This is a genomic window from Tsukamurella soli (genome assembly GCF_039541155.1).
Lineage (GTDB): Bacteria > Actinomycetota > Actinomycetes > Mycobacteriales > Mycobacteriaceae > Tsukamurella > Tsukamurella soli.
In genome coordinates this window covers 22,370-38,408 of the sequence record NZ_BAABFR010000044.1, presented here as the reverse complement: position 1 = coordinate 38,408, position 16,039 = coordinate 22,370, and the positions used below count along the sequence as shown (strand labels likewise).

At 69.5% G+C, this 16,039-nt stretch carries 18 protein-coding genes and 1 tRNA gene; 3 read left to right on the top strand and 16 right to left on the bottom strand.

What is annotated here, in order from left to right; all coding sequences use genetic code 11:
• Both ABD908_RS14780 and ABD908_RS14775 read right to left on the bottom strand, forming a co-directional pair.
• Window positions 1–754, bottom strand: a 754-nt coding sequence (locus ABD908_RS14780; RefSeq protein ID WP_425584383.1) for a pyridoxal-dependent decarboxylase, incomplete at its 3' end; no start/stop codon positions are given.
• A 183-nt stretch (window positions 755–937) separates the two neighbouring features.
• Entirely contained in the window at window positions 938–1,378 is a 441-nt protein-coding gene (locus tag ABD908_RS14775; protein WP_344997215.1) for a VOC family protein, read from the bottom strand.
• Window positions 1,379–1,656: 278 nt separating this feature from the next.
• On the opposite strand from ABD908_RS14775, the gene ABD908_RS14770 reads away from it, so the two are divergent.
• On the top strand, window positions 1,657–1,818 hold the full coding sequence (locus tag ABD908_RS14770) for a hypothetical protein (protein ID WP_344997214.1): 162 nt from the start codon (window positions 1,657–1,659) through the stop codon (window positions 1,816–1,818).
• A 60-nt stretch (window positions 1,819–1,878) separates the two neighbouring features.
• Here the strand turns inward: ABD908_RS14770 and ABD908_RS14765 are convergent, their stop codons facing one another.
• The 9 genes from ABD908_RS14765 to ABD908_RS14725 all read right to left on the bottom strand — a co-directional run bounded on the left by ABD908_RS14765 (window position 1,879) and on the right by ABD908_RS14725 (window position 8,610).
• Window positions 1,879–2,490, bottom strand: a complete 612-nt coding sequence (locus ABD908_RS14765) for a hypothetical protein (protein ID WP_344997212.1) — start codon at window positions 2,488–2,490, stop codon at window positions 1,879–1,881.
• Between the two features lie 164 nt (window positions 2,491–2,654).
• On the bottom strand, window positions 2,655–3,959 hold the full coding sequence (locus tag ABD908_RS14760) for a phage major capsid protein (RefSeq protein ID WP_344997210.1): 1,305 nt from the start codon (window positions 3,957–3,959) through the stop codon (window positions 2,655–2,657).
• Window positions 3,960–4,233: 274 nt separating this feature from the next.
• Window positions 4,234–4,518, bottom strand: coding sequence for a hypothetical protein (locus ABD908_RS14755; RefSeq protein WP_344997207.1), 285 nt, complete (start codon window positions 4,516–4,518; stop codon window positions 4,234–4,236).
• On the bottom strand, window positions 4,515–4,724 hold the full coding sequence (locus tag ABD908_RS14750) for a hypothetical protein (protein ID WP_344997204.1): 210 nt from the start codon (window positions 4,722–4,724) through the stop codon (window positions 4,515–4,517). The genes ABD908_RS14755 and ABD908_RS14750 overlap by 4 nt, the downstream gene beginning before the upstream one ends.
• Window positions 4,725–5,199: 475 nt before the next feature.
• The gene (locus tag ABD908_RS14745; protein WP_344997202.1) at window positions 5,200–7,353 is read right to left on the bottom strand and encodes an AAA family ATPase; all 2,154 of its coding nucleotides are present in this window, start codon (window positions 7,351–7,353) and stop codon (window positions 5,200–5,202) included.
• 87 nt (window positions 7,354–7,440) lie between these two features.
• Complete coding sequence (locus ABD908_RS14740) at window positions 7,441–7,818, bottom strand: hypothetical protein (protein ID WP_344997199.1); 378 nt, start codon at window positions 7,816–7,818, stop codon at window positions 7,441–7,443.
• Window positions 7,815–8,135 carry a hypothetical protein gene (locus ABD908_RS14735; protein WP_344997196.1) on the bottom strand — a complete coding sequence of 107 codons (321 nt, stop codon included), beginning with the start codon at window positions 8,133–8,135 and terminating at the stop codon, window positions 7,815–7,817. Before ABD908_RS14735 ends, ABD908_RS14740 begins: the two co-directional genes overlap by 4 nt.
• The gene (locus ABD908_RS14730) at window positions 8,132–8,404 is read right to left on the bottom strand and encodes a hypothetical protein (protein WP_344997193.1); all 273 of its coding nucleotides are present in this window, start codon (window positions 8,402–8,404) and stop codon (window positions 8,132–8,134) included. Before ABD908_RS14730 ends, ABD908_RS14735 begins: the two co-directional genes overlap by 4 nt.
• Window positions 8,401–8,610: a helix-turn-helix transcriptional regulator gene (locus tag ABD908_RS14725; RefSeq protein ID WP_344997190.1), complete on the bottom strand. Its 210-nt coding sequence runs from the start codon at window positions 8,608–8,610 to the stop codon at window positions 8,401–8,403. The genes ABD908_RS14730 and ABD908_RS14725 overlap by 4 nt, the downstream gene beginning before the upstream one ends.
• Before the next feature lie 108 nt (window positions 8,611–8,718).
• Between ABD908_RS14725 and ABD908_RS14720 the strand changes: the two genes are divergently transcribed.
• Both ABD908_RS14720 and ABD908_RS14715 read left to right on the top strand, forming a co-directional pair.
• Window positions 8,719–9,192 (top strand): helix-turn-helix domain-containing protein, encoded by a 474-nt coding sequence (locus ABD908_RS14720; protein ID WP_344997187.1) that lies wholly within the window; start codon window positions 8,719–8,721, stop codon window positions 9,190–9,192.
• A complete protein-coding gene (locus ABD908_RS14715; protein WP_344997184.1) occupies window positions 9,192–10,388 on the top strand; it encodes a site-specific integrase in 1,197 nt (398 codons plus the stop codon). Before ABD908_RS14720 ends, ABD908_RS14715 begins: the two co-directional genes overlap by 1 nt.
• A 52-nt stretch (window positions 10,389–10,440) precedes the next feature.
• On the opposite strand, the gene ABD908_RS14710 is transcribed toward ABD908_RS14715, so the two are convergent.
• The 5 genes from ABD908_RS14710 to hutU all read right to left on the bottom strand — a co-directional run bounded on the left by ABD908_RS14710 (window position 10,441) and on the right by hutU (window position 15,902).
• Window positions 10,441–10,516, bottom strand: a tRNA-Arg gene (locus ABD908_RS14710).
• Window positions 10,517–10,567: 51 nt separating this feature from the next.
• A complete protein-coding gene (gene hutG, locus ABD908_RS14705) occupies window positions 10,568–11,485 on the bottom strand; it encodes a formimidoylglutamase (protein WP_344997181.1) in 918 nt (305 codons plus the stop codon).
• A complete protein-coding gene (gene hutI / locus ABD908_RS14700; protein ID WP_344997177.1) occupies window positions 11,482–12,648 on the bottom strand; it encodes an imidazolonepropionase in 1,167 nt (388 codons plus the stop codon). The genes hutG and hutI overlap by 4 nt, the downstream gene beginning before the upstream one ends.
• Complete coding sequence (gene hutH, locus ABD908_RS14695; RefSeq protein WP_344997174.1) at window positions 12,645–14,198, bottom strand: histidine ammonia-lyase; 1,554 nt, start codon at window positions 14,196–14,198, stop codon at window positions 12,645–12,647. Before hutH ends, hutI begins: the two co-directional genes overlap by 4 nt.
• A 27-nt stretch (window positions 14,199–14,225) precedes the next feature.
• Window positions 14,226–15,902 (bottom strand): urocanate hydratase, encoded by a 1,677-nt coding sequence (hutU, locus tag ABD908_RS14690; protein WP_344997171.1) that lies wholly within the window; start codon window positions 15,900–15,902, stop codon window positions 14,226–14,228.
• Between the last annotated feature and the right edge of the window lie 137 nt (window positions 15,903–16,039).

Sequence of the window (16,039 nt, the reverse complement as noted above, 5' to 3'; positions counted from 1 at the left end):
CGTCCCAGTACCGCATGAACTTCTCCCAGCACACCTGGACGTTGGCCCCGGTCACCAGGTTCGGCTTGTCGGTCGGCTTGCCGAGCTTGCGCATCTTCTCGCGCCAACGCCACTTCATCGCGAGGCCGGCCAGCATGACCGCCTCGCTCGACCCGGTGGTGGAGCAGCCGACCGCCTCCTCCCCGGGAGGCGAGTTCCACAGGTGCGAGATGATGTTCACACAACGCTTCTCGATCTCGGCGGTCTGTGGGTACTCGTCCTTGTCGATCATGTTCTTCTGCGCCGTCTCGATCATCAGGCGGTCCGCCAGTGCTGGCATCTGCGTGGAGCAGAAGGTGGCCAGATTGAGCCTCGCACTGCCGTCCAGGCACAGCTCACTGGAGATGATGTCGTAGGCGGCGTCGTGCCCGGTGCCCTCCGCGTGCATCAGGAACAGCGGCGGGCGGTTGGTGGTGCGTGAATCGAGGTGGGTGTTGTAGTTGTGGTGTTCGCCGCTACGTCCGAACAGGCGCTTCGACAGTGCGGCGCCGGCCTCGCTCGCATGGTCGAGGCCGCTGGCGATGGCTACAGGTGCGCTGACGACCGCCGTTTCGACGTCTCGGGTCGCGTTCGTCGCGGCGTCGCCGGTCGCCGTCGCCGCGGTCGCCAGGTGCTCGCGCAGAGCATCCCGGAGCTCGTCGGGGATCACCCCGGTGGTCAGCGGCGTCCGAGCAGCAGAGAGCGCGATCTCTTCGATGCCGGCTTTGTTCGACAAGCCCATATTCCAGTCCTTAGTTCCGGCCCATTGAGTCAACCGCAACGTACGACGTCCGATCGTGAACCGGAAGGTGCGTCACCAACTCATCATCGAAGCCTCACCGCGAGGCAACCTTGAGGGCTCGGATCCACTGTCTGATCCAGACATTCGACTCAGAAGGTGCAGTCGAAGCGATCACCCCTACGGCGCCACCCGCGGGGAGTTCGATTCCTTCGGGGCGAAGAGTTCGAGGGCGATGTTGTCGGGGTCGCGGAACTCCACGACGTATCCGGCGCCGATCTCTCTGACGCCACCGTGCGCGATCTTGCGTTCGTCGAGCATTGCTGCCGCATCATCGAGCACCGCGCGGGAATCCACCGCGAAGCTCACGTGATCGAGACCTGTGCGGTTCTCGTCGAAACCGTCCGTGCCGACCGGACGCAATCCCAGCAGGGAGTTCCCCAACCTGTAGATGACACCGCCGAACAGGAATCCCAGCCGCTGCCGGGTCGCCTCGTCGGCATCAGGTGGCAGTTCGAGTGCGACAGGCAGCCCGAAGACGTCGTCGTAGAACGCACGCGAGCGCGCGATGTCGGTGACCGTGAGACGGACGTGGGCGTAGGCACTCGTGGGTATCGGCATACCGCCATGTATATACCCCGGGGCGAACCGGACGACCGTGGCTGACGACGCGGTGCGAAACCGCAGATCGAGCCGGTTCTACTGGTGCCCCCGATTGGATTCGAACCAACGACCTGCCCTCTATCAAACGATAGCTTCCGACACGCCGATGATAGATACCAATACTGTTGTGGGGCAGCTGATCTGGGATGTTCGAATGATGTCGAAGATTTCCAACGATTCTCGGCGTGTCGCACGCATAAGCGCGAGATAAGTGCGATGCGACCTACCATCGGTGGATGACCGACCCCGACCCGCCGCGGCTGTCCGACGCCGAGTACGCGGAGATGGCCGCCGACTACGCCGCGAACCCGCTCACCCCCGACGACGTCATCGGACCGGTCGAGCACAGCACTCCTCCGCGATGGGATGCGTCTGGCGCACCCCATCGTCCCGGATAGGGGTCGGGGCCCATCCTGCTCGCCCGCGCAGGATGGGCCCCGACGTCTGTTCGCCGCCCGCTACAGGAGGTCGATGTCGAGGAGCAGCCGCTTCCGCTGCACCTCCGCGTCGACGTGCTTGTTCGCGCCGTCGTCGCTGCCGTCCCCGTCGTCCGGCGCCGGCTCCTCGTCGCCGTCGTCCTCGTCCGCGCACGTCGCACCCAACGCGACCGCGGTGTCGTGCAGGTGCTGCACCAGCTTCTGGTCCGCTGCGGAGTTCCTCGCGCCCGACTTGCGGACGATCGCGTCGACCGCCCCGACCGCCCGCTTCAACTCCGTCGACGCCGGCGCGCCCGCCTCGGCCAGGACCTCCGCGAGCGTCTTCAACCCGTCCGCGTCGAGGCCGTCGGTGAACGCCTTCAGCTCCGGCCACCACGGGCGATCGCTGAAGTCCTTGGCAGTCAGGACCCTCGCGTCGGGATTCGACGGCACGTAGACGATCCCGCAGCCGAGCAACTGACGCCCGTCGGGGCCGTTGAGGAACTCCACCGACGCGCCTTGAAGGTGCCCCTCGGTCACCAGCTGGCGGACCTCCTGCGCCTTCGCGGTCCCCGCGAACGTCCCCCGGATACGGAGGTTCCCGGCGCCATCCAAATACGGTGTCCCGGAACCGATCACACCATTCGACGACATGTCATGATCCGCGCTGACCGGAATCCGCTCCGGCAGTGGCTGTTTCCAGCCGTCCGGGGTCAGGATGTCACCGTCCCGGTCCTGCGTCGGAGTGGACGCCAAGATGTCGAATTCCCCTGTGTCCAAGGCTGTTACCGACGCCGGGACGGACTTGCGCACCGCGGTCATCCGACGATCCCCGTCAGGACCAGACCCGCCGCGGGACGCGGCACCGACAGCCCGATACGCTCCTCGATCACGTGCATGATGCTGTTCGTCGACATGAGCTCGGCGCCGACGTTGCTCGACACCAACGTGATCGAATCGCGGACCATCACCTTCGCGTACTGCGTCGAATCGAAGATCAGCGCGGTTCCGTCCGCGATCATCGTCGTGGTGCACACGCGGAGGTTCCAGATCTTCGGGATCTCCCCGTTGCCCGCAGGCTCGGTCAAAATGAACCGCCCCATCGAATCGACCGCTCCCCGCAGCTCACCGAACGTGTTCGGGGACAAGACGATCGTGTCGGCCTCCGCGAACGCCGCCCCCGACCGGAGCGTCGTGACCGCCTTGTTGATCGCCCGCAAGCCGGGGCTGCCCGGGTTGGTGTCCGTCGACGGGACCGTCGCGGACAGGCCGGCGGCGCCGAGAAGACCATCCGGGCTGGGGGCAGTGGTGCCGGTCGGCTCGTCCTGCACCGCGGCGCCGAGCAGGAACGCGCTCTCGGCGTTGACCAGCGCGCGCGTCAACTCCGATGGGATCGCCTCGTTGACGAAGCTCGTGTAGTCGCGGGCGAGCTCCCAGCTGTGGCTGTACGTGCCGGCGAGCTTCTGCACCTTCCCGGTGACCACCTTCAGGTCGAAGCCGATCACGGGTTTCGTCGCGAGCTCGGCGGTCAGCGCGGGCGGGTTGCTCGTCGACTCGTGTACCACGTACTCGTACACCGGGGAGTCGAGCGCGACGTGCGGCAGCAGCGACGACACGCGGGTGGCCTCCAGGGCGATCGGCAGCATCGGGAACAGCGTCGGCAGGATCGCGCCGGAGCCGATCCCGGACCCGGACGTCGCGCCGTCGAAGTCCTTCGCGACGATCCCGGACGCGAACGCCTTGCGGTGCGTCGCGTTGTTGAAGTCGATCGCCGCGCGCTGGCCCTGGGCGACGCCGGCGAGCAGCTGCTCCCACCCGGCCGCGTTGATCTGCATCGGGGAGCCGAGCATCCGGCCGCGGTGCGACTTCACCTCGGGGGCGTCGCCGCCGCCGGCGCCGAGCATCCCGTCCGCGCCGCCACCGAGACGGCCGAGCATCGCCGCCGCGGCGCCGGCCTTCTTCTCCTCGGCGTCGAGCTCGGCGAACCGGGCCTTGAGGCCCGTCGCCTTCGCCTCGACGTCGTCGAGGCCCTTGGTGGTGGTCGCGGCCTGCGCTTCGGCGCGGAGCGTCGCCCGCTCCGCTTCGAGGGCCCGCCGGCGGGTCTCCAACTGCTTGAGGTTCATGAAAATGGGTCCTTCCAATTTGGTACCGCCGCACGAAAGAGCGGTGGGATCGCCTGTGCGGCAACAAGAATGAGTGAACGGTGAAACAGGCACCCATCGGGTGGGGTGTCGTCACCTGCAGCGGTTCCGGGTCGTGCGGCCGTTCCAGGCTGCCGGTGCGGCCATCGGTGCGGCCCTTGCGGGCGGGACCTGGCGTAGGCCGAGCAGCGCGGTCGAGCGGGTCGACGGATATTCGCTGCCACCGAGTCTAACCGCGGCGGCCGCCGCGACGGTGTCACCAGAACACGGGCGGGTCGCCGCTGTCCATCGCCTCCGCGAGCGCCAGGACGTCCAGGGCGGCCAGAAACACCGGCCGGGCACCCGGACAGCCCAACGCGTAGGAACGGGCGGTACGGGCAAGCTCAGCCCCGGCATCAGCCAGCGGATGATCCTCCCCGGCGCGTTCAACGGCCTGCTCGAGGCAGCCCGTCGCCGCGAGCCGCTCCGGCCCGGACTCCGAGCCGGTGGAAAACGCGATCCTGACGGCCTTGATCGCCTCCGCCAGCTCATCGCCGCTCACAGGTCGCCGCCCAACGCCGCGGCGCGCTTACGAGCCCGGTAGGCGCGCGTCGCCGCCGCCGCGCACTCGCGGCAGTTCCGCTGCCGGCCCAGCGCGCTGGCGGTGCGCTTCGCGAACCGGTCGAGCGGCAGCTCCCGCCGGCACGTGACGCACTCCTGGCTCGTGTCGGGGGCGTCCTCAGGCCCCGGGTTGCACAACTCACACATGGTGGTGGATTCCTTTCGTGGGGTCGTCGGAGGGCCGCCGGATGGTCACCCTCCTGAGAAACGGATCGTCGGGAATGGGGGCTCTTCCCGGTGTTGAACATCATTTTCGTTAATCTGGATCGGCAAAACATCAGCCGACCCGTCGGGTGCGTGGGCCCTCCCACGCGATGTCGACCGCCCCCGGCCCGCTTTGTCCGGTTTTGGATGTCCGGTTTGCCCGGCGTCCCGCTTTGTCCGTTTCGACGGGTTGGGTGTGTGGGCTGGCCCGTGGGGTGCTGACCGTGCGGAGAGCGCTGAGCGCCTCATGCGACGGGCCTGGGCGTGCGGGCGGGCGAACGCTGGCGTGCGCGTGATCGGCTGGCGCTGCGGGCCCGGATGACGCTCGGGGACGACCTCGATGGTGTGGGTCGGTCTGGTCGGCCAGGGATGTAGATCGCGACGAGGTTGTGGGCGAGGCGGAGCCGTTCGGGCGCGGTCACGCTGCGCCCGCCTGGGGGGTGCAGGAGAAGTGGCGGGTGCCTTGGCCTCCGACGACGGGCTTGCCGCACACGTCGCAGACGGGGTGCAGGTGGCGCTGCTCGGCTGCCGCCTTCGCCACGATGCAGTTGACGCACTTGCCGCTCTTCCCGACAGTGGCGCCACAGTCGCGACATACACGTGGGGCTTGGCGCGACTGTGATTCCTCGTCAATCGCGCCATCCTGTTTCTGCTGGTCAGGCTCAGTTGCGCCAGTCGCGCCACGCTCATCATGCCTAGGCGTCACTGTGGCGTCACTGGCGCGACTCGACCCGCTATCTGGGGACGTGCTCCCTTGCTCCCTTGCCGTCAAGGGAGCACTTTGCACCCCATCTGACCTCGAAGGGAGCAAGGGAGCACGATTCTGAGTCCCTGCACTCTTGTCGGCAGCCGTGCTCCCTTGCATCAGGTTGTCGAACGGCAACGACCACCACCATGCCGAAGCGTCCTTGACGGTCTTGACGCCCAGCCGCTTCTTGGCTCGCTTCACCTGGTCCTTGGTGTAGCCGTTGGCGTCGGCGTCGCGGAACACGTCAGTCGCCTTCATCTGCCGATCAGTCGCAGCAGCGAGGTGCTCACGTAGCCAGCCGTCGACGTCTCTGGCGTCGTCCGACTCTGGCTCAGCGAGCAGTGCGCGGGCATCCCGGTCGTCCGCGCCGAGCCAGCGGACTGCTGCCACGTCGGTGCCGTCGACGGACACCAGGGTGTACTTGAGCGACCCCGGCGGCGGACCCAGGTTGCTCTTCGTAGACGCGAGGACACGGACCTGAGGATCGTCGGGGTCGGCGGCGACGAGCATCCCGGCGCGGGCGGCGCCGACGATGCCGATGCTGCCGCCGCCGCGGTACATCGGATCGCCGCCCTTGGCCTTGTTCAGGTGACGCAGCAGCAGCACCGTGCAGCCGGTGCGGTCCGCCATGTCCGCGAGCGCGGAGAGGACCCGGCGGACGTCCTGGTCCTTGTGCGAGTCCACCCGCGACGGCAGGTAGGCCATCAACACGTCGACGATGAGCAGCCGGGCGCCGAGCCGCTGTACGAGTTCGCCGAGCTGGTGGACGTCGGCGAGCGTCGGCGGCACCAGCGTGCCGTCCTCGAGCGCGACGCCCTGTACCGCGACGACCTTGTTCACGTCCGCATGGGCGGCGTCGAGGCGCGGGCGGACGGTGTCGGCGAGCCCATCCTCACCTGATAGCAGCACCACGGCGCCCGGGTATTCGCAGCGGGTGCCGTCGGGCCACAGTCCGCCGTTGGTGACGACACCCGCGAACGTCAACGCGAGGGTGGACTTGCCGAGGCTCGGGTCACCGTCGAGGGTGACGAGCTTCCCGGCGGGGATCCGGCCGGGCCAAAGCCAGGTGATCGGCTCCGCCTCGACGTCGGCGAGGCACACCACCGACAGCTGCGGCGGGCCGGGCCGCCCAACATGGTCGACCGGGACGAGCGCGGCCAGGTCGAGGCCGGCGGCGATGTGATCGGAGACGTCCATCTTCGAATCGGGGTCGCCGAGCGGAGTCTCGACGACGACGTGCTCGACGCGGAGGGCGGCGAGCTTCTCCGCGACCTGGGCGGCGTGGTCGCGGCCGACCTTGTCCTTGTCCGCGACGATCACCACGCGGTGGCCGGCGAGCGGTGACCAGTCGAACAGGTGGGCCTTCCCCGCGCCCATCGCCGAGCACGTCGCTGCATGGCCGAGCGCTTCGACGGCGTGGACGTCGTCCTCGCCTTCCACCACGTACACCGTTGCGCCGTCGGGGAATTCGGTGCGGTACAGGCCGTTCTTGCCCGTGGCGTTGCGCTGCTTGAAGGTCTTCTTCCCGGTGCCGAGGATCTCCCGCCACACTCTGCGGCCGTCGCTGTAGCTGTACTCGGCGTGGCCGGGGGTGTCGTACAGGTCGGCGATGGTGAGGCCGACGGCGTCGAGGACGGCCTGCTTGTCGTCGGCGTGGCTGTTGACCAGGACGCGGCCCTCGACCTGTCGGAAGGTGACGGACCGGTCGGCGGTGCTGTGACCGGGTGCTTGGGCGTCGGCTCGGTCTGTGCCGGTCTCGTACCATCGGAGTCCCGCACCCTCGAAAGCCTGCTTGCATCTGTCGATTGCACGCTCAGTTGTCATGTGCCTGTTCGTCTTTCGGGTCGATTCGGGTGGCGGAGGGTGCGCGGGGTGCGGGGCCCGGCACCCTCCGCCACGCGATTCAGATGGTCAGTTGGCGTCGAGCGTCGGACGTGGGTCCCAGTACCGTTGGAAACGTTCGGGTTTCGCGTGCCACCACGGCAACGTCTGCTCGGCGAACATGGTCAGGGCCTCGGCGAGCCGCTCGCACTGCGACGGGCTCAGGAACGCTTCCCGGTAGTCATCGGAGTCCGGCTTGCCGATCGACAGCAGGATCATGGGGGCGACGTCGGTGCGGTCGTCGTACGTGACCTGTGTGATGACCTCCTGGGCGGGACGCGCTTCGATGTAGAAGCGCATCGTCGCGGGGACGGTGACGAGGCGGGATTGGTGCTCGCCCTGCGCGCACCGGTCGCCGGTGCACCACGGGTGACCGTCGGGGCAGTCGAGGTTGGTCGGGATGCTCATCGCGCCTCCTCCGCCTCGTGGGCGGCGAGCCACGGGTCGTCGGCGAGGATCTGCGCGCGGGTCCGCGACGGGAGCGCGAACCGCCACGTGGTGCGCACGAACGCCGCAGTGGGCCGCGAGCTGATCGACGTGATGACGGACGCCTCGTAGTACCCGAACGAGCGGGCCGCCGAGTCCGCGAGCTTGCGCGCCTCGGCGTCTGCGGCCACGCCTTGGCCGGGCTCGTGGGTGAACTCGACGGTCAGCTCGCGGCCGTCGTAGGCGAGGACGGTATCGGAGCGCTTCACGCGGTCACTGCCGCAGGTAGAGTCGGTCATGATTCGGTCCTCTTGCTGGTGGTCGGGTCGTCGGCCTCAGCGCGGTTGTCCTGGCAGGGATGCGCTGGGGCCGTTCTTTCGGTGGGGCGGGTGAACCTGCGTGTGCGGTCGTATTCGTCTGCGCCGCAACCAAGATCGGCGTACCTGTCGAAGACGTCGTAGCGGCTGAAGGCGTGGGCGGTGCGGGTCTGCCCGGCGTCGTCGAGCATCGCGGCCACGACGAGGCAGCCGAGCGCGAACAGGGCGCCGAAGCAGATCGCCCCGGTCATGCTGCACCGCCACGGCGGCTAGCGGACTCTTGTGCGAGTTCCCAAGCCTCAACGTCGCTGAGGCGGTAGCGGACATGGCGACCCATGCGGCTGTACTTGGGGCCGGTGCCCTTCGTCGCCCACACGGCGAGGGTCTGGACGGGCAACTGCCAGCGCTCAGCGAGCTGGGCCCGGGTGAGCCAGAGGGTGGTTTCTACGGTCGTCATCGCGATTCTCCTCGACGTGTACTCGTTTTCGGTGTGCGTTTGAACGCGATAAATATGTACCACCAGATCGAGTACGGACGCAATCGATTCCCTTGTATCGTGTCGAGCATGGGGTCCTTCGACACGACGGCCGGTAACACGCTGCGCGCGCTTCGAGAGGCGGCCGGACTGAAGCAGGCAGACCTGGCCGCGGCGATGAGTACGGACGACGTCCCGATGCGTCAGCAGGTAATCGCGAACATCGAAAGCGGCAGTCGACCGCTCAAGTTCTCTGAGGCAGTGGTCGCCGCGAGGATCTTCGGCGTAGACGTGAATACTCTTGCAGGTAAAGGTAACTCAGCGTCAGCGATCGACCTACAGACGGCGATGCGGGAGCTCAATGCAGCGGTGGTCACGCTTCGTGAAGCCCACGATCGGCGACGGCTCGCAGACGCCCGGTATGCGGCGGCCGAAACTCGGTTCCTCACCGCGCAATCGGCAGTTCGGCGCTGCATGGCCCAGGGCGGAATCAAACCCGTCGACCGGTTCCTCAGTTGGGCTGACGCATCCGTCGAGCAGGTGCTCGGACTTGAGGAGCCCTGATGGCCGGTAGGCCGCCGCTGCGTATCGGCGCGCACGGGAAGATCCGACGCGTACAGCTCGAACGCGACCGGTGGTCGGCGTCGTGCCGATACCGCGACACGGACGGCGTGGTCCGCGAGGTCACCCGCTACACGCCAGCAGGTACCCCCGACGAGTACGGAGACAAGGCCGAGGGCGCGCTACTCGACCACCTCGACCACCGTCGGCCGCCCGGCGCCGGTGGGATCACGGTGGACACGAAGCTCGACGGGCTGCTGACGGGCTACCTCGAGCGCATCCGGTCGGGCGGCGACCACGCGCCGAAGACGATCGAGACCTACGAGGGCGCGGTGAAGATCCTCCGGCCTCGCGTCGCGAGCGTCCGCGTGGGCGAGCTGACCGCGGCGCAAGCGGACGACATTCTGCGTGGGATCCGCTCGGCGAAGGGCGACGTGCGCGCCGGGCAGGCGAAGGTGATCCTGCGGTCGATCATGCTCGACGCGGTCCTCGCCGGAGCCGTGACGGTGAATCCGGTGGACCAGCTGTCGCGGGCGAAGGCCACGGGCCGGAAGCGGCGCCAGCTCGCCGAGTCGAAGGGCTCGAAGCCGGTCGACCACACGGACCTGCCGCGGCTGCTGAAGCGGCTGAGGACGTCGCACAGGTGCCGCCGTTGGGATCTCCACGACCCGGTGCTGATGTTCGCCGCGACCGGGATGCGGTCGGGTGAGTTGCTCGGTCTGCGGTGGCGCGACGTCGACCTGGGCGACGAGCCGAGCGTGAGCGTCGTGGGGCACATCTACCGGGCCAAGGGGGAGGGGCTGGTGTGGGATGCGGGCACGAAGGGTGGCGACGGACGTCCGCTGCCGCTGCCTCGGTTCGCCGTCGGCATGCTGCGCGCACGGCGCGAGCGTGAGGGCGGCGACCCGGACGCCTGGGTGTTCGCCTCGGCCGTGGGGACGCTGCGCGACCCGGTGAACTTCAGCCACCAATGGCGGGAGGCGCGCGACCACCTGGGTTTGCCCGGGGTCACGATGCACGGGTTCCGGAAGATGGTCGCGACGCTCGTCGACGACGCCGGCCTGTCCGCGCGTGTGGCCGCCGACCAACTCGGGCATGCGCGGCCGTCGATGACGACGGACACGTACATGCGGCGCGGGACGGTGCACCGGGAGATAGCGCACGCGCTCGACCGAGCGGCGGGTGTAAGTGCGGGATAAACGCGAAGTGGCATTTTCTGGTTCAGCGATTCCGGCGCGTCTGCGCTGGTGGTGGTGCCCCCGATTGGATTCGAACCAACGACCTGCCCTTTAGGAGAGGGCCGCTCTATCCCCTGAGCTACGGGGGCCCACCGAAGAGGGTACCGGGTCCGAGCAGGAACCGGGACACCCGCCGTCATCTACCCGCCGGCGCCGGCCACGAGCGTGTCGATCAGGCGCGCGGCGGTGCGGGCGGTGCGGCCGTCCACGTCGTACCCGGGATTCAGCTCGGCGACGTCGGCCACAGCGAGCTTTCCGGACCGGGCGACTCGACGCACGGCGGCGGCGATCACGTCGAGCGGTACCCCGTACCCGGCCGGCGCACTCACGCCGGGCGCGACCGCGGCGGGCAGCACGTCGAGGTCGATCGTCAGGTACACGAGGTCGACGTCGGCGACCATGTCGTCGACGAAGCCCGCTACGGCGGCGCGCGTGCAGTCCTCGTCGAGCAGATACCGCACGCCGAACGACTCGGCCGCGTCGAACAACGCCCGCGTGTTGTTCGGCCGGCTGATCCCGAGGACGTCGTAGCGCACATCAGCGCCGCGGGCCCTCTCCTGCACGAGGATCTGCCGAAAGGGCGTCCCCGAGGTGGGCCGGCGGGCCTCGCGGAGGTCGAAGTGGGCGTCCAGGTTGAGGATCCCCACGCGCCTGCCCGCGCGCCGCGCCGACGCCGCCAGCCCGCTGTAGGTGCCGTACGCGACCTCATGACCCCCGCCGAGCACAACCGGCAGCCTCCCGTTGTCCAGTGCCGACGTGACGACGCGGCCGAGCGCGGCCTGCCCCGACTCCAGCGCGTCGCCCTCGACGGTGACCGTCCCAGCGTCCTCGACCACCACCCCGTCGTGCAGCGCGAGCGGCGCGAGCGCCTCGCGCAGCGCGTATGGCCCAGCGGCCGCGCCGGCCCTGCCGCAGTTGCGGCGCACGCCGGCGTCGGAGGCGAAACCGATCAGCACAACGCCCTTGCCGGGTTCCCGCGAGTACACGCGAACACCCGTGTGCCACCTCAGATGCGCGTCGCCGGGGCCGTCGTCTCGCCCCGTCCACAGGAAGGTCATCGCGTCGCCCCGCCCACGAACACCTCGCGCACCAGGGGCACGCCCGGGCGGTAGGCCAGATGCAGGTACGACGGTGCGTCCAGCGCCACGGCGTCCGCGCGTGAGCCGGGCCGTAGCACGCCGATGTCGCTGCGCCGCAACGCCTGTGCCCCGCCGGCGGTGGCGGACCACACCGCCTCGTCGGGCGTCATCCGCAGGTCCCGCACCGCGAGCGCGATGCAGAACGGCAGGCTGGTGGTGTAGCTGGTGCCGGGGTTGCAATCGGCTCCCAGGGCGACGGTGACGCCTGCATCCAGCAGGGCGCGGGCGTCGGGATAGTCGCTACGCGTGGAGAAGTCGGCGCCCGGCAGCAGGGTGGCGACGGTGTCGGACCCGGCGAGCGCATCGACGTCGGCGCTAGTCACATGCGTGACGTGGTCGACCGAGGCCGCACCGAGTTCCACGGCAAGGGCCACGCCGGGACCGGGACCCAGCTGGTTGCCGTGCACGCGGGGGATCAGCCCGTGCGCCGCACCGGCTTCCAGCACCGCACGGGACTGCTCGGCGTCGAACGCACCCGTCTCGCAGAACACATCGATCCATTTCGCGTGCGGAGCACACGCGGGGATCATCTCGCCGACCGCCATCGCGACGTACTCGTCTGCGCGCCCGGCGTATTCGGGCGGCGGGACGTGCGCGGCCAGCAGCGTCACCTCGTCGGTGAATCGGCCGGCGATCCGGACGGCACGCAGCTCATCTGCGGCGGTCTGACCGTAGCCGGACTTGATCTCGACCGTGGTGGTGCCGCCGCGCAGGTACTCACCGACCAGCCGATGCACGGTTCCTGCAAGCGTCGAGTCGGAGGCCGCGCGGGTCGCCGCGATCGTGGTGCGGATCCCGCCGGCGGCGTACGGGCGCCCCTCCATGCGGGCCGCGAACTCCTCGGCGCGGTCACCGTCGAACACTAGATGCGAATGGCTCTCGACGAATCCGGGCAGCAGCGCCCGCCCGCCGAGCGTCGCCGCCCGGTCGGCCGCCGGGGCTGCGGCCGCGTCCCCCACCCAGGCGACGACGTCACCGTCGAACACGACCGCAGCGTCCCGGCGCACGCCGAGGCGCCCCTCGCCCAGCTCGGGGGCGTTGGTCACCAGCGTCCCGATGTCGGTGAGCAGGGTGGTGGTCACCGCAGCCCGCCCACGGCGGCAGCGGCGGCCGCGACCAGCGCCCCCGAGGCGGCGACGGTGACGGCGGCCTCGATGTCGGGTGCGAGGAACCGGTCGGGCCCCGGGCCGGACACCGTGGACCGCAGCGCGGCGAGCACCGCCCCCGTCCCGGGGCCGGGCTCCAGCGGGGCGCGCATGTCGATCCCGCGTGCAGCGGTGAGGATCTCGATCGCCAGCACGCGGGTCAGTCCGTCGATCGACCGACGCAGCTTGCGGGCGGCCGACCAGCCCATCGACACGTGGTCCTCCTGCATCGCCGACGAGGGGATCGAGTCGACGCTGGCCGGCACGGCGAGCCGCTTGAGCTCGGACACGATGGCCGCCTGGGTGTACTGCGCGATCATCATGCCGGAGTCCAGGCCCGGGTCGTCGGCGAGGAACGGCGGCAGCCCGTTGTTGCGGGCCTTGTCCAGGAATCGGTCCGTACGCCGCTCGCTGATGCTCGCGAGGTCGGCGGCGACGATCGCCAGGAAGTCCAGCACGTACGCGACCGGCGCGCCGTGGAAGTTGCCGTTCGACGAGACGTCGCCGGCGGGCGTCACGACGGGGTTGTCGATCGCGCTGGCCAGCTCCCGCTCGGCCACCAGGCGTGCGTGGTCGACGGTGTCGCGCACCGCGCCCGCCACCTGGGGGGAACAGCGCAGCGAGTAGGCGTCCTGTACGCGCGTGTCCTCGGGGCCCGCGTGGCTCGCCACGATCGGCGAACCCGCCAGCAGGGCATGGATGTTCGCGGCGGACACGGCCTGGCCGACCTGCGGTCGGAGCGCCTGCAGGTCGGCGGCGAACACGCGGTCGGTGCCGAGCAGGCCCTCGACGCTCATCGCGGCGCCGATATCGGCGAGCCGCGTGAGGTGGTCGAGGTCGGTGATCGCCAGCGCCAGCATGCCGAGCATGCCGTCGGTGCCGTTGATCAGGGCGAGACCCTCCTTCTCGGCGAGCACCACGGGCTCGAGGCCGTGCTCGGCCAGCACCTGCGCGGCGTCGACGAGACGTCCGTCGGCGGACCGGACCGGCCCCTCGCCGCAGATGGCCAGCGCGCAGTGCGCGAGGGGCGCCAAGTCGCCAGAGCAGCCGAGGCTGCCGTACTCGTGGACGACCGGGGTGATGCCCGCCGTGAGCAGGTCGGCGTATGCCTGGGCGACGCGTGGCCGCACGCCGGTGCGGCCGGTGGCCAGGGTGGACAGGCGCAGCAGCATCAGCGCACGCACCACCTCGCGCTCCACCTCCGGCCCCGAGCCCGCGGCGTGCGACCGGATGAGGCTGCGCTGCAGCGCCGTTCGCAGCTCGGGTGCGATGTGCCGGGTAGCCAGCGCCCCGAATCCCGTGGACACGCCGTACACCGGGGTGGTCGCGGCGGCGAGCTCGTCGATGTGGGCGCGGGATGCGGCCATCGCCGCGAGGGACTCGTCGGTGAGCCGGACGCCGCAGCCGTGCCGTGCGACCGCCACCACGTCGGCGATGGAGAGCGGCTCCACGCCGACGGTGACGGACTCGGTCGATGCGATGGTCATGTCAGTCCTTCTCGAAAGTCGGTGGGATCAGTTCTCGCGCATGGGGATGCGGACGCCGCGCTGGGCGGCGACGTCGGCGGCGTGCTCGTATCCGGCGTCCACGTGCCGGATGACGCCCATGCCGGGGTCGTTGGTGAGGACGCGGGCGATCTTCTGCGCCGCGAGCTCGGTGCCGTCCGCGACGCACACCTGCCCGGCATGGATCGAGCGTCCCATGCCGACGCCGCCGCCGTGGTGGATCGAGACCCATGTGGCGCCGGAGGAGGTGTTGACCAGGGCGTTGAGCAGCGGCCAGTCGGCGATCGCGTCGGATCCGTCGGCCATGGCCTCGGTCTCGCGGTACGGCGAAGCCACGGAGCCGGAGTCGAGGTGGTCGCGGCCGATCACGATAGGCGCCGACAGCTCACCGCTGGCGACCATCTCGTTGAACTTCAGGCCCGCGAGGTGTCGTTCGCCGTAGCCCAGCCAGCAGATCCGGGCGGGCAGGCCCTCGAAAGCGACCTTCTCCCCGGCCATCTCGATCCAGCGACGGAGGTGCTCGTTCTCCGGGAAGAGCTCGAGGATCGCGCGGTCGGTAGCGGCGATGTCCTTCGGATCACCCGAGAGTGCCGCCCAGCGGAACGGGCCCAGGCCCTCCTCGAACAGCGGCCGGATGTAGGCGGGCACGAAGCCGGGGAAGTCGAAGGCGCGGTCGTACCCGGCCTTTCGGGCCTCGTCGCGGATCGAGTTGCCGTAGTCGAAGACCTCGGCGCCGCGGTCCGCGAACCCGACCATGGCCTTCACGTGTGCCGCCATGGACTTGCGGGACTCGTCGGTGAAGTAGCCGGGGTCCTTCTCGGCCATCGTCCTCATGTCGGCGAGCTCGATGCCGAGCGGCAGGTAGGCCAGCGGGTCGTGGGCGGAGGTCTGGTCGGTGACGATGTCGATGGGAGCGCCCATCTCGAGCAGCCTGGGGAACACCTCGGCGGCGTTGCCCTCGAGCCCGATCGACAGGGGGCGCTTGGCATCCCGGGCCTCGACCGCCAGCGCCAGCGCATGCTCGAGGTTCTCGGCCTTCGTGTCGAGGTAGCGGTGCGCGATGCGGCGGTCGATGCGGGTCACGTCGCAGTCGACGCAGATCGCGACACCGTCGTTCATGGTCACGGCGAGGGGCTGGGCGCCGCCCATGCCACCCAGGCCGGCGGTCAGGGTGATGGTCCCGGCGAGGGTGCCCCCGAACCTCTTGCGCGCGACGGCACCGAAGGTCTCGTAGGTGCCCTGCAGGATCCCCTGCGTGCCGATGTAGATCCACGAGCCCGCGGTCATCTGCCCGTACATGGTCAGGCCCAGGTCCTCGAGCCGACGGAACTCCTCCCAGTTCGCCCAGTCCCCCACCAGGTTCGAGTTGGCGATCAGCACGCGTGGGGCCCACTCGTGGGTACGGAACACCCCCACCGGTTTGCCCGACTGCACCAGCATGGTCTCGTCCGCCTTCAGCGTCTTCAGGGTGCGCACCATGGCGTCGAACGCCTCCCAGCTGCGGGCGGCGCGGCCGGTGCCGCCGTACACGACCAGCCCGTCCGGATGCTCGGCCACCTCGGGGTCGAGGTTGTTCATCAGCATCCGCAGCACGCCCTCCTGCTGCCAGCCGAGCGTGTTGAGCTCGGTGCCGCGCGGGGCGGAGACGGGACGGGCGCCAGGGAGCGCGCGGTCGGTGGTCGTCATGGCGATCCTTTGAAGGTAGTTGCGGATTCGGTGTAGTTAGTGAGGCCGCTCACTGCTGCTTGTATAGTGCTGTCTAGACAGTTAAATGTCAAGGGGTGGCCACGCGACCGTCGGCTACTCTGACAACAAGCTGGCGA

Coding starts and splice junctions, on each gene's coding strand:
- ABD908_RS14725 (WP_344997190.1), bottom strand. CDS start 8,610: ATGACGACCGTAGAAACCACCCTCTGGCTCACCCGGGCCCAGCTCGCT.
- ABD908_RS14735 (WP_344997196.1), bottom strand. CDS start 8,135: ATGACCGACTCTACCTGCGGCAGTGACCGCGTGAAGCGCTCCGATACC.
- ABD908_RS14775 (WP_344997215.1), bottom strand. CDS start 1,378: ATGCCGATACCCACGAGTGCCTACGCCCACGTCCGTCTCACGGTCACC.
- ABD908_RS14715 (WP_344997184.1), top strand. CDS start 9,192: ATGGCCGGTAGGCCGCCGCTGCGTATCGGCGCGCACGGGAAGATCCGA.
- ABD908_RS14750 (WP_344997204.1), bottom strand. CDS start 4,724: ATGTGTGAGTTGTGCAACCCGGGGCCTGAGGACGCCCCCGACACGAGC.
- ABD908_RS14765 (WP_344997212.1), bottom strand. CDS start 2,490: ATGTCGTCGAATGGTGTGATCGGTTCCGGGACACCGTATTTGGATGGC.
- hutU (WP_344997171.1), bottom strand. CDS start 15,902: ATGACGACCACCGACCGCGCGCTCCCTGGCGCCCGTCCCGTCTCCGCC.
- ABD908_RS14720 (WP_344997187.1), top strand. CDS start 8,719: ATGGGGTCCTTCGACACGACGGCCGGTAACACGCTGCGCGCGCTTCGA.
- hutH (WP_344997174.1), bottom strand. CDS start 14,198: ATGACCATCGCATCGACCGAGTCCGTCACCGTCGGCGTGGAGCCGCTC.
- ABD908_RS14770 (WP_344997214.1), top strand. CDS start 1,657: ATGACCGACCCCGACCCGCCGCGGCTGTCCGACGCCGAGTACGCGGAG.
- ABD908_RS14730 (WP_344997193.1), bottom strand. CDS start 8,404: ATGACCGGGGCGATCTGCTTCGGCGCCCTGTTCGCGCTCGGCTGCCTC.
- ABD908_RS14745 (WP_344997202.1), bottom strand. CDS start 7,353: ATGACAACTGAGCGTGCAATCGACAGATGCAAGCAGGCTTTCGAGGGT.
- ABD908_RS14740 (WP_344997199.1), bottom strand. CDS start 7,818: ATGAGCATCCCGACCAACCTCGACTGCCCCGACGGTCACCCGTGGTGC.
- hutG (WP_344997181.1), bottom strand. CDS start 11,485: ATGACCTTCCTGTGGACGGGGCGAGACGACGGCCCCGGCGACGCGCAT.
- ABD908_RS14760 (WP_344997210.1), bottom strand. CDS start 3,959: ATGAACCTCAAGCAGTTGGAGACCCGCCGGCGGGCCCTCGAAGCGGAG.